This window comes from Flexithrix dorotheae DSM 6795 (assembly GCF_000379765.1).
In the GTDB taxonomy this organism is placed as follows: domain Bacteria; phylum Bacteroidota; class Bacteroidia; order Cytophagales; family Flammeovirgaceae; genus Flexithrix; species Flexithrix dorotheae.
The window spans coordinates 1-19,140 of the sequence record NZ_KB903468.1 but is presented as its reverse complement, the minus strand read 5'-3'; the positions used below and the strand labels follow the sequence as shown (position 1 = coordinate 19,140).

General features: G+C 35.9%; 14 protein-coding genes. 4 read left to right on the top strand and 10 right to left on the bottom strand.

Going from position 1 to position 19,140, the window contains the following annotated elements:
- The first annotated feature begins 132 nt into the window (after positions 1-132).
- Positions 133-1,947 carry an arylsulfatase gene (locus A3EM_RS0129520; RefSeq protein ID WP_020531863.1) on the top strand — a complete coding sequence of 605 codons (1,815 nt, stop codon included), beginning with the start codon at positions 133-135 and terminating at the stop codon, positions 1,945-1,947.
- Between the two features lie 11 nt (positions 1,948-1,958).
- On the opposite strand, the gene A3EM_RS0129515 is transcribed toward A3EM_RS0129520, so the two are convergent.
- The 9 genes from A3EM_RS0129515 to A3EM_RS43985 all read right to left on the bottom strand — a co-directional run bounded on the left by A3EM_RS0129515 (position 1,959) and on the right by A3EM_RS43985 (position 13,797).
- A complete protein-coding gene (locus tag A3EM_RS0129515; protein ID WP_020531862.1) occupies positions 1,959-4,286 on the bottom strand; it encodes a type IA DNA topoisomerase in 2,328 nt (775 codons plus the stop codon).
- Positions 4,287-4,475: 189 nt separating this feature from the next.
- Positions 4,476-5,453 (bottom strand): hypothetical protein, encoded by a 978-nt coding sequence (locus A3EM_RS0129510; RefSeq protein WP_020531861.1) that lies wholly within the window; start codon positions 5,451-5,453, stop codon positions 4,476-4,478.
- A 1,124-nt stretch (positions 5,454-6,577) separates the two neighbouring features.
- Entirely contained in the window at positions 6,578-6,967 is a 390-nt protein-coding gene (locus tag A3EM_RS0129500; RefSeq protein WP_020531859.1) for a hypothetical protein, read from the bottom strand.
- Positions 6,968-6,971: 4 nt separating this feature from the next.
- Positions 6,972-7,733, bottom strand: coding sequence for a ParA family protein (locus A3EM_RS0129495; protein WP_020531858.1), 762 nt, complete (start codon positions 7,731-7,733; stop codon positions 6,972-6,974).
- Between the two features lie 1,006 nt (positions 7,734-8,739).
- Complete coding sequence (locus tag A3EM_RS0129490) at positions 8,740-9,276, bottom strand: DUF4199 domain-containing protein (protein WP_083925323.1); 537 nt, start codon at positions 9,274-9,276, stop codon at positions 8,740-8,742.
- A 175-nt stretch (positions 9,277-9,451) separates the two neighbouring features.
- Positions 9,452-9,880 carry a response regulator transcription factor gene (locus A3EM_RS0129480; RefSeq protein ID WP_020531855.1) on the bottom strand — a complete coding sequence of 143 codons (429 nt, stop codon included), beginning with the start codon at positions 9,878-9,880 and terminating at the stop codon, positions 9,452-9,454.
- 18 nt (positions 9,881-9,898) lie between these two features.
- Positions 9,899-10,342, bottom strand: a complete 444-nt coding sequence (locus tag A3EM_RS0129475) for a DUF2214 family protein (protein ID WP_020531854.1) — start codon at positions 10,340-10,342, stop codon at positions 9,899-9,901.
- A 38-nt stretch (positions 10,343-10,380) separates the two neighbouring features.
- On the bottom strand, positions 10,381-10,752 hold the full coding sequence (locus tag A3EM_RS0129470; RefSeq protein WP_020531853.1) for a DUF2237 family protein: 372 nt from the start codon (positions 10,750-10,752) through the stop codon (positions 10,381-10,383).
- Between the two features lie 33 nt (positions 10,753-10,785).
- Positions 10,786-13,797 carry a PVC-type heme-binding CxxCH protein gene (locus tag A3EM_RS43985; RefSeq protein WP_020531852.1) on the bottom strand — a complete coding sequence of 1,004 codons (3,012 nt, stop codon included), beginning with the start codon at positions 13,795-13,797 and terminating at the stop codon, positions 10,786-10,788.
- Between the two features lie 17 nt (positions 13,798-13,814).
- On the opposite strand from A3EM_RS43985, the gene A3EM_RS0129460 reads away from it, so the two are divergent.
- The 3 genes from A3EM_RS0129460 to A3EM_RS0129450 all read left to right on the top strand — a co-directional run bounded on the left by A3EM_RS0129460 (position 13,815) and on the right by A3EM_RS0129450 (position 17,284).
- Positions 13,815-14,003: a hypothetical protein gene (locus A3EM_RS0129460; RefSeq protein ID WP_020531851.1), complete on the top strand. Its 189-nt coding sequence runs from the start codon at positions 13,815-13,817 to the stop codon at positions 14,001-14,003.
- Between the two features lie 142 nt (positions 14,004-14,145).
- A complete protein-coding gene (locus A3EM_RS0129455) occupies positions 14,146-15,807 on the top strand; it encodes a dipeptidyl-peptidase 3 family protein (RefSeq protein WP_157638154.1) in 1,662 nt (553 codons plus the stop codon).
- Between the two features lie 19 nt (positions 15,808-15,826).
- Positions 15,827-17,284: a sulfatase gene (locus A3EM_RS0129450; RefSeq protein ID WP_169513427.1), complete on the top strand. Its 1,458-nt coding sequence runs from the start codon at positions 15,827-15,829 to the stop codon at positions 17,282-17,284.
- A gap of 57 nt (positions 17,285-17,341) precedes the next feature.
- Here A3EM_RS0129450 and A3EM_RS43980 read toward each other — a convergent pair.
- A partial coding sequence (locus A3EM_RS43980) for a T9SS type A sorting domain-containing protein (RefSeq protein ID WP_044240189.1) occupies positions 17,342-19,140 on the bottom strand: 1,799 nt, incomplete at its 5' end.

Sequence of the window (19,140 nt, the reverse complement as noted above, 5' to 3'; positions counted from 1 at the left end):
CGCTCCCTTAAAAGGAGCGGTTTTTTTATTTCTATTAAAATTCTTCCGGAAAAGGTTTAACCTGAAATTGATTTTTTAAATTCTTAAATTTCAGGCTTTTACCATTTTATTGATTAGCAACATCATCAAAATATGAAATCCTTATTTTTTTTCAAACCAGCTTTACTATGCATTCTGGTTTTCACATTTTCCCCATTTGTTACTTTTTCTCAACAAAAACCCAATATTGTTCTGGTAATTACTGATGATCAGGGTTATGGGGACTTAAGCTGTCATGGAAACCCCTGGATAAATACCCCAAATATGGACCGGCTTTTTCAGGAAAGTACCAGGTTAACTGACTTCCATGTAAGCCCCACATGTGCTCCCACCAGAGCCGCACTGCTCACCGGACATTATGCAAATAGAACCGGAGTGTGGCATACCATTGCAGGAAGGTCCTTAATAAAAGAAAGTGAAAAAACTCTTGCGAATATTTTGCAGGAGAATGGTTATAAAACTGGAATTTTTGGTAAATGGCATCTGGGGGATAATATCCCTTTCCGACCTCAGGACAAAGGCTTTGATGAAGTCCTCATACACGGGGGAGGAGGTGTTGGACAAGGCCCGGATTATTGGGATAATGATTATTTTGATGATACTTATTTCCATAATGGGAAGGCGGAAAAATTTCAAGGCTATTGCACTGATGTCTGGTTTGATAACGCTATTAAATTCATTGACAAATGGGCAAATTCCGGGCAACCTTTTTTTACTTATATAGCCACTAATGCCCCACATGGGCCATATTATGTGGAAAATAAATACTTAAAACCCTATAATGAAAATCCAAATATTCCCAATCCCTCCTTTTATGGAATGATTGAAAATGCAGATGAAAACCTTGGAAAATTAATGAACTACCTGGAAAGGAACAATCTGGAAGATAATACTATATTTATTTTCATGACCGACAATGGAACAAGTAGTGGAATTAAATTCAAAGGAAATAGCAGTGAAGCGGCTAAAGGATTTAATGCCGGGATGAGGGGACAAAAAGGAAGTATGTATGAAGGGGGGCATAGAGTACCATTTTTTATTAAATGGCCTGCGGGAAATATTCCAGAAAATAAAGATATTAATGAATTAACCGCTCATATTGACCTTGTACCCACACTCATCGATATGTTATCCTTAAAAAATGCTGATGAACACAAGTTTGATGGAATCAGCCTGAAAAATATATTGCTGGAAAAGGAAGAGAATCTCCCCCCAAGGACTATCATTACCGATTCTCAAAGATTGGAAACTCCTGAAAAATGGCGACAATCTGCAACCATGAAAGGAACCTGGAGGTTAGTAAATGGCAAAGAATTATATGATATTTCGAAAGACCCGGGCCAGGATAAGGATGTGGCCAAGGACCATCCTCAAATGGTAAAAGACCTGAGAAGTGATTATGAAAAATGGTGGGCTGATTTATTACCGGGATTTAAGGAAAGCCCTGCAATTACAATTTGCCCGCCACAACAACCTACAACTCTCATTTTTACGCATGATATGCACATGGACCCTGATTATAATTCTGTAGCCTGGAACCATAAATTGATTAGGGAAGGAATGAAAGCGGAAGGCTGGTATGAGATTCAGGTGCCTGAGGAAGGAAAATATAAATTTACCCTTCACAGATGGCCACCAGAACTCAATGCTGAAATTAACAGTTCTGTTCCGAAGAGACCCTCCCTTCCAATTACTACTGTGGATGAATTACCAGCTGGAAAAATTTTAAATTTACAAAAAGCCGGCTTTAGTGCAGATGGGAAAGAAATGATTAAAAATGTGAATTCAAATGACACAGGGGTCACTTTTGAAGTTAGCCTGGCAAAAGGAAACCACCAGATCAGAGCATGGTTTGAAAATCAGAATCTTGAAAAATTTGGTGCTTATTACATTATGGTAAGCAAATGATTATCAACCAATTAATTAAATTTAAATGCAACCTTATAATCACCATCCAGTTTAAGAACTGCATCAAATGTGGTTTCTTTTCTGGAGGTGAACCCCTTTATTAATTCCGTTTCCCCAGAATCTAATAAAGATTGAATATTTTTTTGCGTCAGGGTTTTTTTAGCTACTTTTTTCCAAAGTACAAAATCACAACTAATAGCCCGACATTTAAATAACTTTTCCTGATCTTCCAATGTGGCTTCAAAGCATTTGGGACAAACCAAATCTTTACTTTTCTTTCTGGAAGCCTGATGGATAACTTTAAATTCTTTATCAATTTTTAAAACTGCCTCAAAAACTTTCCCATTTTCATCCCTCAGTCCCTTTACTGGAAATTTGGTTTTCCCACTTTCAATCAATTGCCTTATCTGAGCTGGTGTCAACCTTTTACCCAGATACGTTTTCCAAACTACAAAATCACATCCCTCTTTGTGTTGAGCACAACCGAAACCTCTTTTTCCTTCCAAAATTTCCCCCTTTCCACATTTCGGGCAATTAGAATTTATGGTATTAGATCCCATATTTTTGCCCAACTCCTTCAACTTTTCAACTAATTCTCCGGAAAAGCCCTTCACTTCATCAATAAAGCTATCCCGGGAATATTCTCCCTGGGCCATTTTATTCAATTTATTTTCCCAGGTTCCGGTTAGTTCAGGACTTCCAATTGTTAATTTCTTTATCTGTCCATAAACCTCCAAACCTAAACTGGTAGGGACCAACTTCTTCTTTTGTCGCTCAATGTAGGTCCGCTTCAACAAAGTTTCAATTATACTGGCCCTGGTAGCCGGAGTTCCTATCCCACTATCCTTAATTGCCTTAGCCAACTCTTCATCATCTATTTCCTTTCCAGCCGTTTCCATCATTTTCAACAATGACGACTCCGTATGCACTGGTTTGGCTTTTGTTTTGGAATGTTTCACCAGCTTTTCTTCCACTTTCACCTGCTCTCCATTTTCTACACTGGGTAAATCCTGATTTTCATCGTCATCATCCTTTCCTTCCTCCTCCTTTTTATCTTTTAATTCCAACAATCGCCACCCTGGCTCAATTACCACAGTTCCTGTAGAAGCAAAAACATCCTCAAAAGTATAAGTGGTAATTTCTTTCTTACACTCTCCACTAAAAGCACCAATTGCCCTGCGGGTTATAATATCGAAAACCTGTCCTTCCTCCTTATTTAACTGTCCATGCTTTTCTCCAGTAGGTAAAATGGCATGGTGATCTGTCACCTTTTCATCATTCACACAGCGTTTGGGAAGATCCTCCATTTCCAAAACATCAATAAATTTTTCATAACGCTGTGGCCAATGAGTTTTAATTTTACCAAATAGATCGGGTAATTCAGTGTAAATATCCTTGGTAATATACCTTGAATCAGTCCTGGGATAGGTAATCCATTTTCGCTCATAAAGTACCTGTAAAAGATCAAGGGTTTTTTGGGCGGAAAATCCCAACTTTTGGTTGCAATCCGCCTGTAGGGAAGTCAGATCGTAAGGTAAAGGCTGTTTTTCAGTTTTGGGTTTGGTTTCCGCATTCGTACAGGTGACCTCCTCCCCTACTCCATCAATTACTTTCTGAGCAGTTTCCTGGTCAAAAATTCTTTCTCCTTTGTAAACCGCCTTAAATGTTTTCTCCTCTTTTTCTAATACCAACTGTGGAACAAAGAACTCCTCTGGAACAAAATTTTTATTGTGCAGATATCGCTCACATATCATCACTAAAACAGGAGTCTGAACCCTCCCCAGGGATAAAACTGAACTGCTATTGGAAGAAAGCGTAAAGGCAATAGTGGCATTAATGCCCACCATCCAGTCCGCCTCACTTCTTGAAGCTCCGGAAAAGAAGAGATTATCGTAAGCCGTACCAGCTTTTAGGTTGGCAAAGCCCTTTTTAATCGCAGAGGTCGTAAGTGACGAAATCCATAACCTTTGAAATGGCTTTTCCACAGCCGCAAGTTGATAAATATAACGGAAAATCAGCTCACCTTCCCGACCAGCATCCGTGGCTACAATAATCTCTTCGGATTTTTGAAATAACTCCTTGATAATATTGAACTGCTTTATCGCACCCGAATCCCCATTAAGAGCCAATTTAAATTTTTCCGGAAGAATGGGTAATTGCTTTAAGTCCCACTTGGTATAGCCATAGGCTTTGGCATTTTCCAATTGTACCAAATGACCAAATGCCCAGGTTACAAAATACCCTTCTCCTTCCAAATATCCCTCTTTTTTGGTTTTAGCTCCAATTACTTTGGCAATATCCCTGGCTACAGAGGGCTTTTCCGCAATTACTACTTTCATTTTTTATTTCAACCTGCTCAAAGCTCAAAATTGGGAAAATTAAGCCAAAGAGTCAGAGAATTTTTTAAGAAATTACTGCTTTCTTTTATTTTTTCAACTGAGGCTGCTCCTTAAGAATCTCATAAAAAAACCGAACCATTTAAAAGTAAATGACTCGGTTTAAATAAAAACGCTCGAACCTTTGTATAACTAGGTCAGTTTCCAATTCAGCACATATTTCACCCCACCATATTTCGTTTTGGCCTGCTCCCAGGATTCTATGATTTCCAAAGCCATTGCGGTTTTAAATGCTTTTTCAATGGTATCCTTAATTCTGGTGTAGTTCTTATTCTTCTTGTGTCGTTCTAACTTCATTATTTCCACCAGCCTGTTATGGCTATATTCAATACAGTTTTCCTTAGAACAATGTACTGCTTGATATAAACACTTGATAAACAGCTCAATACCAGCATTTGGCCTACCCGGATTTATCGATCTTAAGTTTTTATTGAGATCTGCAGGCAGGTTAAAATAATTGCTTTTCTTTTCATTAATATTTAGAAAAACGCCACTAATCGTCAATTTATAAACCTGGGTTTTTTTCCTTGTTTTACTATTTTCCCACTCTCCCATTTCATGAATCTGCAACAAGGGCTCTATTTTTACCCCCTTATAAGTACTTTTTTTATCTTCCTCATAAAACTGAACGGGAACAATAAACTCTTTTCTATGAAGTCTGATGATGGCAGAATTCACATGATCCTTCTGCTTTTTATCATAATTTCCGTTTTTATCCTTTTTCAGTCCCGAAAATTGATACAATGAAGAAAGCGTAAACTCAAAATAAGCCTGGTTAGTCTTTTCCATGTAATACAAATCATTATTCATGATTGCATTTTGGGCAAGAGCCAGCACCGAAGTAAGCACTCTCACCTCTCCCCCACTCAACTCCTTGGTTACTTTTTTTCTGATATCTTCTGAAAGCGCAGCATCAATTTCATTTGGTAATTCTACAGAATAATTACCATTATTGGCATTCAGATTAAGAATCCTTTCAATTGATTTATTCAGGGTAATGGAATAATCTCTGTTAATTTTTCCCTGATCATCAAAAATAGAAAGTTGCTTCAGCTGCTGACCTGTTTCTATTTTCAATAATTTACTGGGATACCTAAGTACTTCTGCCATTTTCGTGAAATTCGCTGATTATTTTGGTGTCCAAGTTATCATTTTAATTCATCTTTCAAAAGAAAAAAAATTTACTTTCGACTACTTTTCAGGGGTAATACGACTACTATACAAGGGACTTATGACTACTTTACAGTGGACTTTTGACTACTCTTTTTCAGGGGTAATCTGACTACCATTCAATGGATTTTCGACTACTTTGCAAGGGACTTATGACTTAAGATTTCAATAATTCCGACTACTATTCAGGGGTATTTTGACTACTTATCAGTGGTGTTATGACTACTTTGCAAGGGACTTATGACTACTTTTGTTATATACTCATTTATATAACTTACTGATTATCAACCATTAATCAAATAAGGATATAATTCGTTCCATTAATTTTATAATTCCATTAAAAAATTTCAAAAAAAAATCATTTAGCGGTCATTCTATCCAAAGTTTAATCCTTAAATTCTAAAATCTGCCAATTTTCACTAAATCCAATGAGGATTTCTCAGTACAGCTGAAAACAAATTAGTCTTCAGTAATTGGAAAGGCTAATATTTACTTTCTGGTAATTGTTGTTTTAGGATCACTTCTATTTGTTACAGTTTAAAAAAATAAAATTCAATTTTATGAAGTATTTCATTCGACTACTTTGCAGGGGTTATATGACTACTAACCAGTGGTCTTATGACTACTTTTCAAGGGACTTATGACTTTTTCTATTTTCAAGCAGAAGTTATTGACTACTTTGCAGGGGTTTTATGACTACCAACCAGTGGAGTTTCGACTACCTTTCAGGGGATTTTTGACTACTCTAACTCAAAATATCACTCTCCATACTGTCAGAGAGCAGTTTTTTGAATTTTTAAAATTACCATTTTATAAAAAATGGAAGTATTTGAGTTCAGAGACTTTCGACTACTTTGCGAGGGACTTTTGACTTTAATAAAGGGGTATTTTGACTACTATCCGGTGGAGTTTTGACTACGAATCAAGGGAGTTATGACGTTAGACACCCTTGCAATATATTGATTATCAGTTATTTATAAGCAGTTTTTCACCCTAATAATATATAGAAATTATATAATTAATATAATTTATAGTTAGGCCGGTTTTTGGAAGAGAAAACCAGCCTATTCTTCAAGAGATTTAATTTCACCATACTGACGTTCCACTTTCTTTTTCAAAAGTTCTATGGCTTCGGATAAAGCTTCTTTTTGTGAATAGGTATATCTCCCGGTACTTTTTACAGTATGCACTATGTCCTTTAGCAGTTGCATTTTATCGGGATCGGCTATTATACTTTGCCTTACCCAGGCTACTTTTTTGGTTTCTTTTTTTGCTTTGGTTTTTTTCTCTACTTTAAGAGATGCTTCCTTTTTACTATCATTAACTATCTGATTATCAGATTCTTTACCTTCTTCTGTCTCAAAGTTGTCCAGGTAATCGATATCAGATACTTTGGTTTTTTGTTCTGCAATTTTTTTTGATTGTTCGAATATGTTGAAATTTTTTCTGGCCATAATTTTATAGTTTTATGATTTCATCAGTCAAATCTGAATAATCTTTTGCCCCATTACTGGAAGGATCGTAATCAAATACCGATTGTCTTAAACTGGGTGATTCCTCCAAAGCCACATTCACCCTGATATGGGTATTCATCAATTTATTCGGAAATTCACTGTTCAGGTGTTCCACCATATTTCTGGTAATGTATTTTCGGCTGTTATGACGACTGAAAAACATTCCCTTTACCTCCAAATCTGGATTAGTTCTTTTTTTCACCCTTTCTACTACCTCTATCACTGCATTTAGTCCAGTTAAACTGTATTCCTGGGAGTTCATGGGTATGTATACTTCCTGACAGGCCACAAGGGCATTAAGGGTGATCAGTCCAAGTGCAGGTGGTGTATCAAAAATGATAAAATCCAGCTGATTGGGGAAATTCTTTTTTATGGCTTCTATAAAATCCACCATAATGTACTGACTATCAGCATCTGCAGCAAACTGTCTTTCAAAGTTGGCAAATTTATTATTACAAGGAATTAATAATAGATTCTCAGTTGTATTGACGATAGCCTCACCGAATTTACATTCTTCCAATAAAAGTGTAAATATGGTATTTTTAGGAGGTTCTGGTAATAATGACTGGGTTAAGTTCCCTTGGGGATCTAAATCAATCATTAATACTTTCTTTCCTTTCTTTGCTAAGGCTGCACCAACATTTAAAACACTGGTTGTTTTCCCTACCCCACCTTTTTGATTTGTAAATGCGATTATTCTGGTCATGTATGTATATGTATTACAATATGTGACAATTGATTATATCAGAACAAGAAAATTACGAAATGATATAAATGAATACACAAATATACAATGTATTATAATATATGTCAATATCATACAGTATATTTATTTGTAATATTTGACAATACAAATCAATACAAATCAATACAAATCAATACAAATCAATACAAATCAATACAAATCAATACAAATCAATACAAATCAATACAAATCAATACAAATCAATACAAATCAATACAAATCAATACAAATCAATACAAATCAATACAAATCAATACAAATCAATACAGTATAACTTATAGTGTTATATTGGATGTTCATGTAAACATTATATTTTAGTGTATTTTCATGTAATACATCATATTACATTTAATTATACCTGTTATTTATGTAGATATGTATATGCTTATGTGTTACAATGTATGGGTGTATCATGTCTTGTTTTCATTTGTGGTAAGTTCAGAGTTAAAAAATGTTGTATGGTAATGTGTGATTTTGTGTTACAAAAAAGATAACATTTTATAAGAAATTTCCTGGAAACATCAAGAATAGAAAAATAACCTGGATAAAAAATCATTTTAAATGGGTTTAAATTGCATATCTCATTTCAGGAACCCCAAAAGTAGCCATCAGCATAAAAACGCTTTAAATCGCATGAAATTAAAAAGTCAAAATTCGCTTCTAATACCAAAAAATTAGATAAAATTTTAAGTATTTTCTCAAATTATGACTTTGAAAAAAAGTAAAACTAAGCGAATTAATGTTACTTTTTCCATTTTTTCTAAAAATTGAGGTTGGAAATAATTTGTGATTTGGTACAAATTTTCAGGAGATGGCAAAAAATAAAGAGAAGTGGCTTCAAAAAAATTATTAAAGATTTAGCAAAAAAGTGAAAACCTGCTTAGTTTAAATTTAACCCAGCAGGTTTAGATTTAGGATGAAGAAGTAAATTAGTGGGAAAACTTTCCACTAAAAGTAAAATTTAAAATTAGCCATGGTTAACCTTTACTTTCTTTTTCATTAAAATTAAGGAAGAAAGTAAGGTGATGAGCAAGCCTACAGGAAATATTTCAAGAAAAGTAATTCCGATCTGAATGAGTGGGTTTTGGTACATTTCCTTAAAATCTTCCATTCCTTTAATTTGTGATTCAATTTCTGCTGCGGGTTTTCCACTTTCCCTTAGTTGCTGAATTGAAAATGTATAATAACGATCCATAAATTCAGGATTAATTAAATGGGAATAAATCATCCATCCCGCCACATAAATTAGGGAAGCCGTAAGTGTAATGAGAATACCCACCTGAAAACTTTTCCCAAAGGAAATACTTCCATCCAATTGATTATCTCTAAAACTTTTTATACCAAAAAATACGGTTGAAAGTGCCACCACCATGGAGATATATCCAAGGATTTCACCGGTTTTAAAATCCATATTTTCATGCCATAGCGGCATGGTTGCAAACATTAAAACAGTGATGGTAATTCCACCAATAATTCCGAAAGTCAATACAATTTTTTTCATCATCAGTAAGGGTTTTGTGCATATGATATTTAAAAAATTTCCATCTTTTTTCGGTTATAAGTTTTCTGACTTATTACAATCTTATAACCGATGGGACAAACAAAGGAATTTAAAGCTGGAAATGAATCATACTTTAGTACCATTTCTTAAAAATCCTACTTAAGTAGGAGGGAAGCATTCACAATATATTCAGCTCCTTTGCCTTCTGAATGGCTTGGGTACGCCTTTTTACATCTAATTTAAGAAAAAGGTTGGAGGAATGTGTTTTTACTGTACTCAGAGAAATGAAAAGTTTTTCTGCTATTTCCTGATTTGAATATCCGGCAGAAATTAATTCCAAAACCTCAAACTCCCTTTTACTTATTCCGAGTTCTTTTACTTGTTCGGTGTTTATTTCCCGGGATTTTAGCTCCTTATCCTGATGGATAAGTTTTCCGCTATTTACCTTTCCGCCAAGCCATATGCCAAGACTAACAAACAATACCGCCACCACACCAATATAAATTTCTACGGAAAGGTTTCTCACGAAATATTTATATTCAAGCACTTTTAAAATCACCACTAACAGGGCAACCACAAAACCATAAATGAGAATTGTTTTCTTCAAAAGTATTTTAATTTTTTTCTAAAATCTACCAATGCCCAGGGCCATTAAAATGGCAAGTAAAGGAATAACAAAAACCAGAAGGAGTTCTATCCGGATAGACCAGAGAATAATTTTAGGAATGTGAATAATCGTATGAATATCATCACCTTTTCTTTTTTTGAGGAAAAATACGGTGGGATAAATAGAAAGGATACCTACGATAATGAAAAGCGTTACTTTGGTATGGAAAATCCAGTTTTTCGTATAAAATTCGGCAGGTTTTCCCACACCAAACCAAAGCGTAAATCCAGCTACCAATACCAAAACAGCACTGATTCCATAAACTGCATCCACAAATGAAAGCCTTTTTATATCCTTTTTCGTTAGTTTTTCATCAATCATAAATTGCTCGGTAATCAATGAACCAACCACACCAAATATGGCAATAAAATGCAGGTATTTGATTAGAATTAAATCATTCATTTGCAACAGTTTAGTTGTTAAAAGAAATGTGAATTTAATTAGGGTTTAGTCTTTTTTAAAGCAAATTTCACTAAAATATCCAGAGAAATAATATCCAGTGTCTTTTCATTAGTTGCCTCTAAAACCACCAAAGGGGCTTTCCCTGCATCTAATGCCTCTTTCCATCTGCTGGCACACAAACACCAGTGATCTCCAGGTTTTAATCCTGGAAAACCGAATTCCGGTAGGGGAGTGGTTAAATCATTACCACAGGCAGAGGAAAATTCAAGAAACTCGGCCGTTAGTTCTACACAAACTGTATGCATACCGTGATCTTCTTCATTGGTATTACAGCATCCGTCCCTGAAAAAACCTGTAAGCGGCTCCATGCTGCAGGGAATAAGTGACTCTCCAAAAACATTTTTATCCATTGTAAAAAATTAGTTTAAATGATGTATTAGTAGTTATTGTGTTAAATACGGGTTTTTCAAATAGGTCAGTAAATCCTTCATTTCTTCCACAGAAATCTGGCTGTCCAATCCTTCCGGCATTGCTGAGTTCCCAATGGGAATTAAAGAAGAAATATCTTTCCGACCAATAATAATTTCATTGCCTCCTGCATCTTTTAGGATGATATTTTCATTGACTTCTTCAGAAATAATTCCATATTTTTTGGAGTCATCAGTAAGGGTAATTTCCCAAACTTCATAACCATCGGCAATAGAATTATTTGGGGAAATAATATCAGTCAGGATGGCAATTTTAGTTCTGTTTTTAATTGAAGCCAGGTCAGGCCCGAAATCAACCCCACCTTTTCCACCTACCTGATGGCAAATACTACAATTTTTGGCAAAAACCATTTTTCCATTCTCCCAATTTCCGCTATTATCAATAGCCGTTTTAAATTCTGCCAGTATTCCCTCCTTTTTTTGTTCGTTATCTGCTAAAATAATTCTGGCTCTTGCTTTAATAGAGTCCTGCCGATTATTGAGCAACCCAACCTGATATTGCCAAGGAATTTTTGATTTGTGTAATTTTCCAGATTCCACTGCAGTAAGCAGACTGTTCATAGTTTCCACTTTTTTCATCAGGATGGAAATAGCTGCTCTTTGTAAATCAGGGGTAAATTCCTCCCAGTTTTCAAAAATAAATTCATCAATTTTATAAATTTCGTAGGGAAGAGTAGAAAGTGCCTGAAGACCGGTTTTTTGAATATCAATGGGTTCCGACTGGCTTACCAAATCTGAAAATTGCTTAATATATTTCTCCGGGGAAGCAATCGATAAAAGCGTAATGGCGTCAATCCTGAATGGGATTGCTTCCTTTTTGCTGGCCATAACCCTCTCGGCTAAATCGATTTGCTGTAGGGCAGCATTTTTTGGAAGCCCAATTATGGACAGCATATTTAGGCTGCTTCGCCTGATATTATTATCCGAATTCGCATGGAAGTTTTTAATTAACAATGTTTTTTCAAATTCGAAGTTTTCCTGTTTTAACTTACTCTTGGTCATTCCATTTGCCAATCCGGTTAAAACGGAATCTTTCCACCAGGCCTCATTAATTTTTCCGCTGGATGCTGCTGCATGAAGCATTGTTTTCACTTCCTCAAGGGCTCCTTTCTGAACCACCATTTGGCAAATTTTCGACAAAAATTGGGCGGCTCCCTTTTGTTGATTTTCCGTAACATTATTTACAATAAAATCGATCAGCTTTTTTTCCTTAATATTTATTCCGGCCAATGCAGCAATTTGTATCCACTCATCATCGATATCAGTTAACAATATAGATTTTTGGATATGATCCTTTTCCGGGATATCGATTTTCGATAAAGTACAAAGTAACTGAAATCTGACTTTGGGGTCCGGATCATCTTTCATATCCAATAAACTATTGGTACAATCAGAAGAGCTTTCCCAATGTAATTCAGCAATTTTAATGGCATTTTCCCTCACGCCAGCCTCCTGATGATTCAAGGCGTGAAAAATTAAATTTGGGGAATAATCACCAAGTCCCTCCAAAGTCCACAAGGCATGCACCAGCCCCACACCAGATTCTGTAGAAAGGGCAAATGCTTTCAGTTTTTCAACGATTTCTTTATTCTGATGATCCACTAATAGTCTTTGGGCATTTCTCCTCCACCAGATATTTTGATGCTTCAGTAGTGGAATTAATTCTTCATCGGACAGGATGCTAAGATTTGGTTTTTCTTTAGACTGCATAAAACCATTTGGGGAAATTTTATAAATTCTGCCTTTATCCATCCCATTGTAAAGGGCTCCCGATTCCACTACTGCTTTGGCCATCCATTCAGGATGCTCAATATATTGTCGGTAATAATCCAGTACATATAAATTACCATCCGGGCCAATATAAAAATTTACGGGTCGAAACCAGCTATCTTCCGATGCCAGAAATTCCTTTTTTTCCAAATGTCTTTGCGCTTTAAAAGTGGCCCCGTTCACCACAATTTTATCTGTATGAATAAGGTTGTGTACTGGTTCTCCAATAAATGTGATGTTTTCGTATTCATCTCCAAATAATCCACCCTGGTACCAGGTGAGTCCACAGGAGGAAGTAATTACACCAACATCAGTAAGTAGTTGATGCTGAGGATTTTGAGTGATGGGATAAATCTCTGCTCCCGGTCCATAATCCGGAATATAGTTTCTTGCCGATTTGAGAGGAAGGAATTTATTTCCTTCAAGGTATTCTGAAGAAATGACTTCATGGAATAAATGATTAGCATTACTCGTGTAAAACCGGTTTCCCCAGTTATCAAAAGCATATCCAAACTGGGTGTAACCAGATAACATCTCAAGTCGTTTTTTATCAGGTTGGAACCGCACACATTTTTTGTTGGCATTTGGCGGAAGGGTAGGGGAGTCGGGTAAATTTGGAAATCTTATGGCTTCACCCCGTCCGCCAAACTCCTTTTCAAAGGTTTTAGTAATAAATGCTCCCTCATGCCCCAGATAAATCCAGTTATCGAGTCCAAATTTTGGGGTATTCATATTGTGTTGAGGGTTAGATCGGGAAAATCCTGTAATAAGCACTTCTCTTTTATCCGCTTTACCATCCCCATCAGCGTCCTCCAGGTAAATGACATCAGGTGCATCAGTCACAATCACTCCATTTTTCCACCTCATTATCCCGTTGGGCAAAATAAGGTCTTCAGCAAACACGATACTTTCATCTGGAATTCCATCTCCATTGTTATCCTTTAGGATTTTTACTTTTCCTGAGCCTGTTACATCCAGGGGATAACCAGGCATTTCCACCACGTATATAGTCCCGTTTTCATCAATTTCCATAGCTACAGGGTCTGTAATAAGTGGTTCGGAAGCAATTAATTCAATTTTAAAACCATCCTGAATTTGAAATTGGGAAAGATCAACCTCAGTGCTTTCGAATCTCTGGCAGCTTAAAAATCCAAAAATTGAAAAAATGAGGAGGGAAAAACAGGAGGCTTTAGACATAAAAAAATTAAAGAAGCTTGGATTTAGAAAATAAAAAATTGGTAATCAGCAAGTTAAAAGTCAAAAATCCATCAGAATACAGTTCTTACTCAAATTTAACAGAATTATTGGGTTTTGAGGAATTATTGAAAATAAAAAGTTGGAAGATAAGACAGGGATACTTTTATGAAGAGAATAAGTTGGAGGTAAAAGAAAAGTTTTACTGAATTCGAAATTTCTTTCTAACAATTCAATAGTTATTTTCTTGATTTCTTACTTTTCCTTTTAGTAAATTGTGACAATTCTATTTCAACATAGAAGTGAATACAATCAATAAAACTTCACTCAAATAATTAATTTGAAAAACACATGAAAATCAATACCCTTAATTATTTATTATTCTTGTTGATAAACTTAATGATTTCCTGCTCAGGATCGCAAAACAAAGGACAGGAAGAAATAACTGAAAACACTAAGGAATCAGAGGATGTAGTGAGACCTGAAATTTATGCGCCTGTCGCTTTGAAAACCGATATTTCCAAACTGTCAGAAAATGAGAAAAAATTGATTCCCCTTCTGATTGAGGCGGCAAAAATAATGGATGAGCTTTTTTGGAAACAGGCTTACGGTGATAAGGAAGCCCTTTTGAGTGCTATCACAGATACAAGAACCAAAAAATTTATTGAAATCAATTATGGTCCATGGGATAGGTTAAAAGATAATCGGCCATTTATTGAGGGAGTGGGAGAGAAGCCTAAAGGCGCCAATTTCTACCCCAGGGATATGAGTGAAGAAGAATTTCAAAACTTTGAAAATAAATCAAAAACCAGTCTTTATACTATAGTCAGGAGAACTGAGGACGGTTCACTTAGCAGCATTCCCTACAATGATTTTTATTCGGAAGAATTGGGGAAGGCAGCAGATTTATTGAAACAGGCGGCTGAAATCGCAGAAAATGCGGAGCTCAAGAAGTATCTTAACCTTCGGGCAGAAGCATTGTTATCAAATGAATATGATGAGAGTGATATAGCCTGGATGGAAATGAAAACCAATGGAATTGATGTGATTATCGGGCCAATTGAAAATTATGAAGACCAGCTTTTCGGCTATAAGGCCGCATTTGAAGCATATGTTTTGGTGAAAGATAAAGAATGGAGTGAGCGATTGGAAAAATATGCCGCATTGTTACCCGAGTTACAAAAAGGATTGCCTGTAGAGGATATTTATAAACAGGAAACTCCCGGATCAAATGCCCAATTGAATGCCTACGATGTAGTTTTTTATGCTGGGGATTGCAACGCAGGAAGCAAAACCATTGCAGTTAATCTTCCCAATGATGAAGAAATTCAGTTAAAAATGGGCACCAGAAGGTCACAACTAAAAAATGCGATGAAAGCCAAATTCGATAAAATTATGATACCCGTCTCCAATTTACTCATTGATGAAACTCAAAGAAAACATATCACTTTTGAAGCATTTTTTGGAAATACCATGTTTCACGAAGTGGCTCATGGATTGGGAATTAAGCATACTATAAATGAAAAAGGAACGGTGAGGGAAGCCCTGAAAGAACAGGCTTCAGCTTTAGAAGAAGGAAAGGCAGATATTTTAGGGCTCTACATGGTTACTCAGCTTTTCGAGAAAGGGGAAATTCAGGAGGGTGAAATCATGGATAATTATGTTACTTTTCTGGCGGGGATTTTAAGATCAGTCAGGTTTGGAGCCTCTAGTGCTCATGGAAAAGCCAATATGCTTCGGTTCAATTACTTTTTGGAGAAAGGTGCATTTAGCAAAGATGAAACCTCCGGTACCTATAAGGTAGATTTTGAAAAGATGCAATTGGCTATGAATGAACTTTCAGCCTTGATTCTAAAACTCCAGGGAGATGGGGATTATGAAGGTGTAAAAAGTTTAATGAAAGAAAAAGGGCTGATATTTGCCGATTTACAGGAAGATTTGGATAAACTTGCTGAGGCTGGAATCCCAGTTGATATCGTGTTTGAACAAGGGATAGATGTCCTTGGACTGTAATTTTTTAAAATTTCATAAATTGAACTACTTAAACAACTTTCGCATAGTATTTTTTTCCCTGACTTTGATTTTATTTTCATGCTCAAAAAATGTAAAAAATGAGGAGAAGAAAACTACCCCCAATGTAGTATTCATTCTGGTGGATGATTTGGGTTGGGCTGACCTGGAATGCTATGGCAGCACCTTTTATGAAACCCCTAATTTAAATGAATTGGCAAATGAAGGTATATTATTTACTAATGCCTATGCCGCAAGTCCGGTATGTTCTCCAACCAGGGGAGCCATTCTAACAGGAAAATACCCAACCAGCATTAATATTACCGATTGGATTCCTGGGCAAAATCCTAAGGGTACAAAACTAACCGGACCGGAAGATTTGGATGAGTTGCCATTGGAAGAAGTCACTTTCGCAGAAGTTTTAAAGGAGGAAGGCTATCAAACTTTTTTTGCAGGAAAATGGCATTTGGGAGATGGAAAATATTTACCTGAAAATCAGGGATTTGACATTAATATAGGTGGAATTGATAAAGGTTCTCCTCCCGGAGGATATTATTCCCCTTATAAAAACGAAAAACTTCCTGATGGCCCAGTTGAAGAATATCTTACAGACAGACTAACCGATGAATCTATCCAATTTATTGACCAAACCAAAGAGCACCCATTTTTGCTTTATTTATCCTTTTATACAGTACATACCCCTATCCAGGCCAGTAAAAAGCATTTGGGGAAATTTCAGGAAAAGGCAAATAAATTGGGGATAAAAGACCCTGAACTGATCCCGGAGAGAGAAGGGCTGACTGTTTCAAATCAATATAATCCAGATTATGCTTCAATGGTTTATGCCATGGATGAAAATGTAGGAAGACTTATTAAGAAATTGAAGGATGAAGGACTCTGGGAGAATACCTTATTAATTTTTACTTCTGATAATGGTGGTTTGGCTACCCTGGATAAAAGAAGAAATGCGGCTCCAACTTCCAATAAACCTTTGAGGGCTGGAAAAGGCTGGTGTTATGAAGGAGGAATTAAGGTGCCATTAATTATTAAGCCACCACATACTCACCGTTCTAAAATTGCAAAATCAGAAACTCCTGTGATTAGTATGGACTTTTATCCAACTATACTGGAAATGGTGGATGTTAAGAATGAATCTGTTAAAAATACGGAAGGAGAAAGTTTAGTCCCATTAATAAAGGGAGATAAAAACCTGAAGAGAAATGAGATTTTCTGGCATTTTCCACACTATCATGGAAGTGCCTGGACACCCGGAGCCGCAATAAGACTAGGTGATTGGAAACTAATTGAATTTTATGAATCGGGGGAAACGGAATTGTACAACCTGAAAGAAGATCAGGAAGAAAAAAATAATTTGAATACCTCCAAACCAGCCATTGCTTCGAAATTAAAAGCAAAGCTTTTGGAAATGCAAAAGGAAACTGGTGCGCAGTTTCCTTTTGAGCAAAATGAGATTCAATAATTTATATTAAAACCGGAAAAGGGTTAAAATTCCAATTCCTGTTTAATAAAAGGTTACTTAATCCTTCAGAATCTTTTTGATTATGGATCCCTCAGTAGTTGTGATATTCAGGAAGTAAATTCCACTCTTATAATCCTGAAGGTTAATTTTAAAGTTGGAATTGAAGATTCCTTTCTTTATTTCTTTTCCATCTAAATTGGTAATCGAATAATTTCCAGATAATCTTTTATTAAAATCTATATGAAGGAAATTGGAAGCCGGATTAGGAGAAACGCTAACCATATTATCTAATAGATTATCCTCAATTCCAGTAACAGTACCAATTCTGGCTACATTAGATTTACTACTGGTATACTGGAGAATTCTTCCATTAGCACTTTCCCCACAGCCATCAGGATTAACCACTTCGATTTGATAAGCCACTGGGTTGGCCACCACATTTTTATCGGTATAAGAAGTAAGGTTGCTGGCTAATTCCTTTACCAATTCAAATTCTCCATCATTAATACTTCTATATATATTATAAGTACCAAAAGTAAATCCCTCATAGCTATCCCAGATTAAATTCCAGGAGTCTTCTAGTCCTTTATTGATGGTTAAATGAATGGTTTTGTGGAAGTCACTTAATTCAGTTTCTGTTCCACAACTATCTACAGCAGTGATTTTATACCGGTTAGAATTTTGATCCGGACTTGATTGCGAATCTATATACGTATTGAATTGTCCTCCCTCAATATATTCAATCAGCTGATAATCATTGGCAGTATTGGTTTCTCTATAAATTCCGAATTTATCCACCGTTTCCATATCATAACCCCACACCAGCATATTATTTGAAGTTTCTTCATCTACTGTTACTAGGCAAATTTCTGGAACAACAGGTTGAGGTGTAACAGTAATATTGATTGTTGTATCTGAAATGCAATTGTGATTATCAATACTAAACCCAATGGATTTTTCTCCAGAACTATCCCACTTTATCAAATAAGGTCCGGCTCCAGAACCCGAAATTATCGTAGCATTTTTAAAGTCCCAGGTAATATCACCTTCTTGTGTACCAGTATATTCAATTTGATAATTATCGTTGTAACAAACTGAGGAAACACCTTCAAAAGCCAGTTTAGGTTGCTCACTATAATGGAAAACAACAGCATTTTCACCAAAGGAACAGCCGTTTTCGGTCACCTTTAATCCAATTCTTTTCAAACCAAATGAACTCCATATCAATTCATAAGGACCACTTTTCTCTCCTGAGATGACAGTAGCATCTCCGAAGTCCCAAATATATTGAGCAGAATCAGCCCCATTTCCAGTATAAGTTACAATTGCGGTTTCTCCTTCACAAATTTCACTTTTCACATCAAAAGTAGCGGATGGTGTTTTTTTGATATTAGTTGTTTTAGTTACAGTAGCAGAACAACCATTTTTTGTTGTAGTTAGGGATATGATTTTTTCTCCATATGCTCCACCAATGATTTTTATTAAGGTATCTCCCTGATTTTCAACAAGGATTGTTTCATCTAAATCCCAATCAAAACTGAGACCTTCACTTGTTTCACCCAAATATGTAATGGTAATGGTATCCGCCTGGCAGGCTTCATCTGCTAGACTAAATTCTGCTGAAGGTAAATCATAATAAATTAATTCTTCAGGTTGACTATGGATACCCAAATCACTGGAAATGACCCGGACCAAATAGGGTCGTTCAAACTGTAGGGTATCTGGTAGGAATGAAACTAATGTATCGCTTGCATTGCTAATGGTATCCAGAATCACCGGATTCGCGAAGCTATCCGAAACTGAAGAAAGTTGGAGCATATAAAAATTATCGGAATTAAATTCATAATTTTCCTGAA

Excerpts from the sequence above, each read along its gene's own strand:
- A3EM_RS0129520 (WP_020531863.1), top strand. The coding sequence starts at position 133 with ATGAAATCCTTATTTTTTTTCAAACCAGCTTTACTATGCATTCTGGTT.
- A3EM_RS0129515 (WP_020531862.1), bottom strand. The coding sequence starts at position 4,286 with ATGAAAGTAGTAATTGCGGAAAAGCCCTCTGTAGCCAGGGATATTGCC.
- A3EM_RS0129510 (WP_020531861.1), bottom strand. The coding sequence starts at position 5,453 with ATGGCAGAAGTACTTAGGTATCCCAGTAAATTATTGAAAATAGAAACA.
- A3EM_RS0129500 (WP_020531859.1), bottom strand. The coding sequence starts at position 6,967 with ATGGCCAGAAAAAATTTCAACATATTCGAACAATCAAAAAAAATTGCA.
- A3EM_RS0129495 (WP_020531858.1), bottom strand. The coding sequence starts at position 7,733 with ATGACCAGAATAATCGCATTTACAAATCAAAAAGGTGGGGTAGGGAAA.
- A3EM_RS0129490 (WP_083925323.1), bottom strand. The coding sequence starts at position 9,276 with ATGATGAAAAAAATTGTATTGACTTTCGGAATTATTGGTGGAATTACC.
- A3EM_RS0129475 (WP_020531854.1), bottom strand. The coding sequence starts at position 10,342 with ATGAATGATTTAATTCTAATCAAATACCTGCATTTTATTGCCATATTT.
- A3EM_RS0129470 (WP_020531853.1), bottom strand. The coding sequence starts at position 10,752 with ATGGATAAAAATGTTTTTGGAGAGTCACTTATTCCCTGCAGCATGGAG.
- A3EM_RS43985 (WP_020531852.1), bottom strand. The coding sequence starts at position 13,797 with ATGTCTAAAGCCTCCTGTTTTTCCCTCCTCATTTTTTCAATTTTTGGA.
- A3EM_RS0129455 (WP_157638154.1), top strand. The coding sequence starts at position 14,146 with ATGAAAATCAATACCCTTAATTATTTATTATTCTTGTTGATAAACTTA.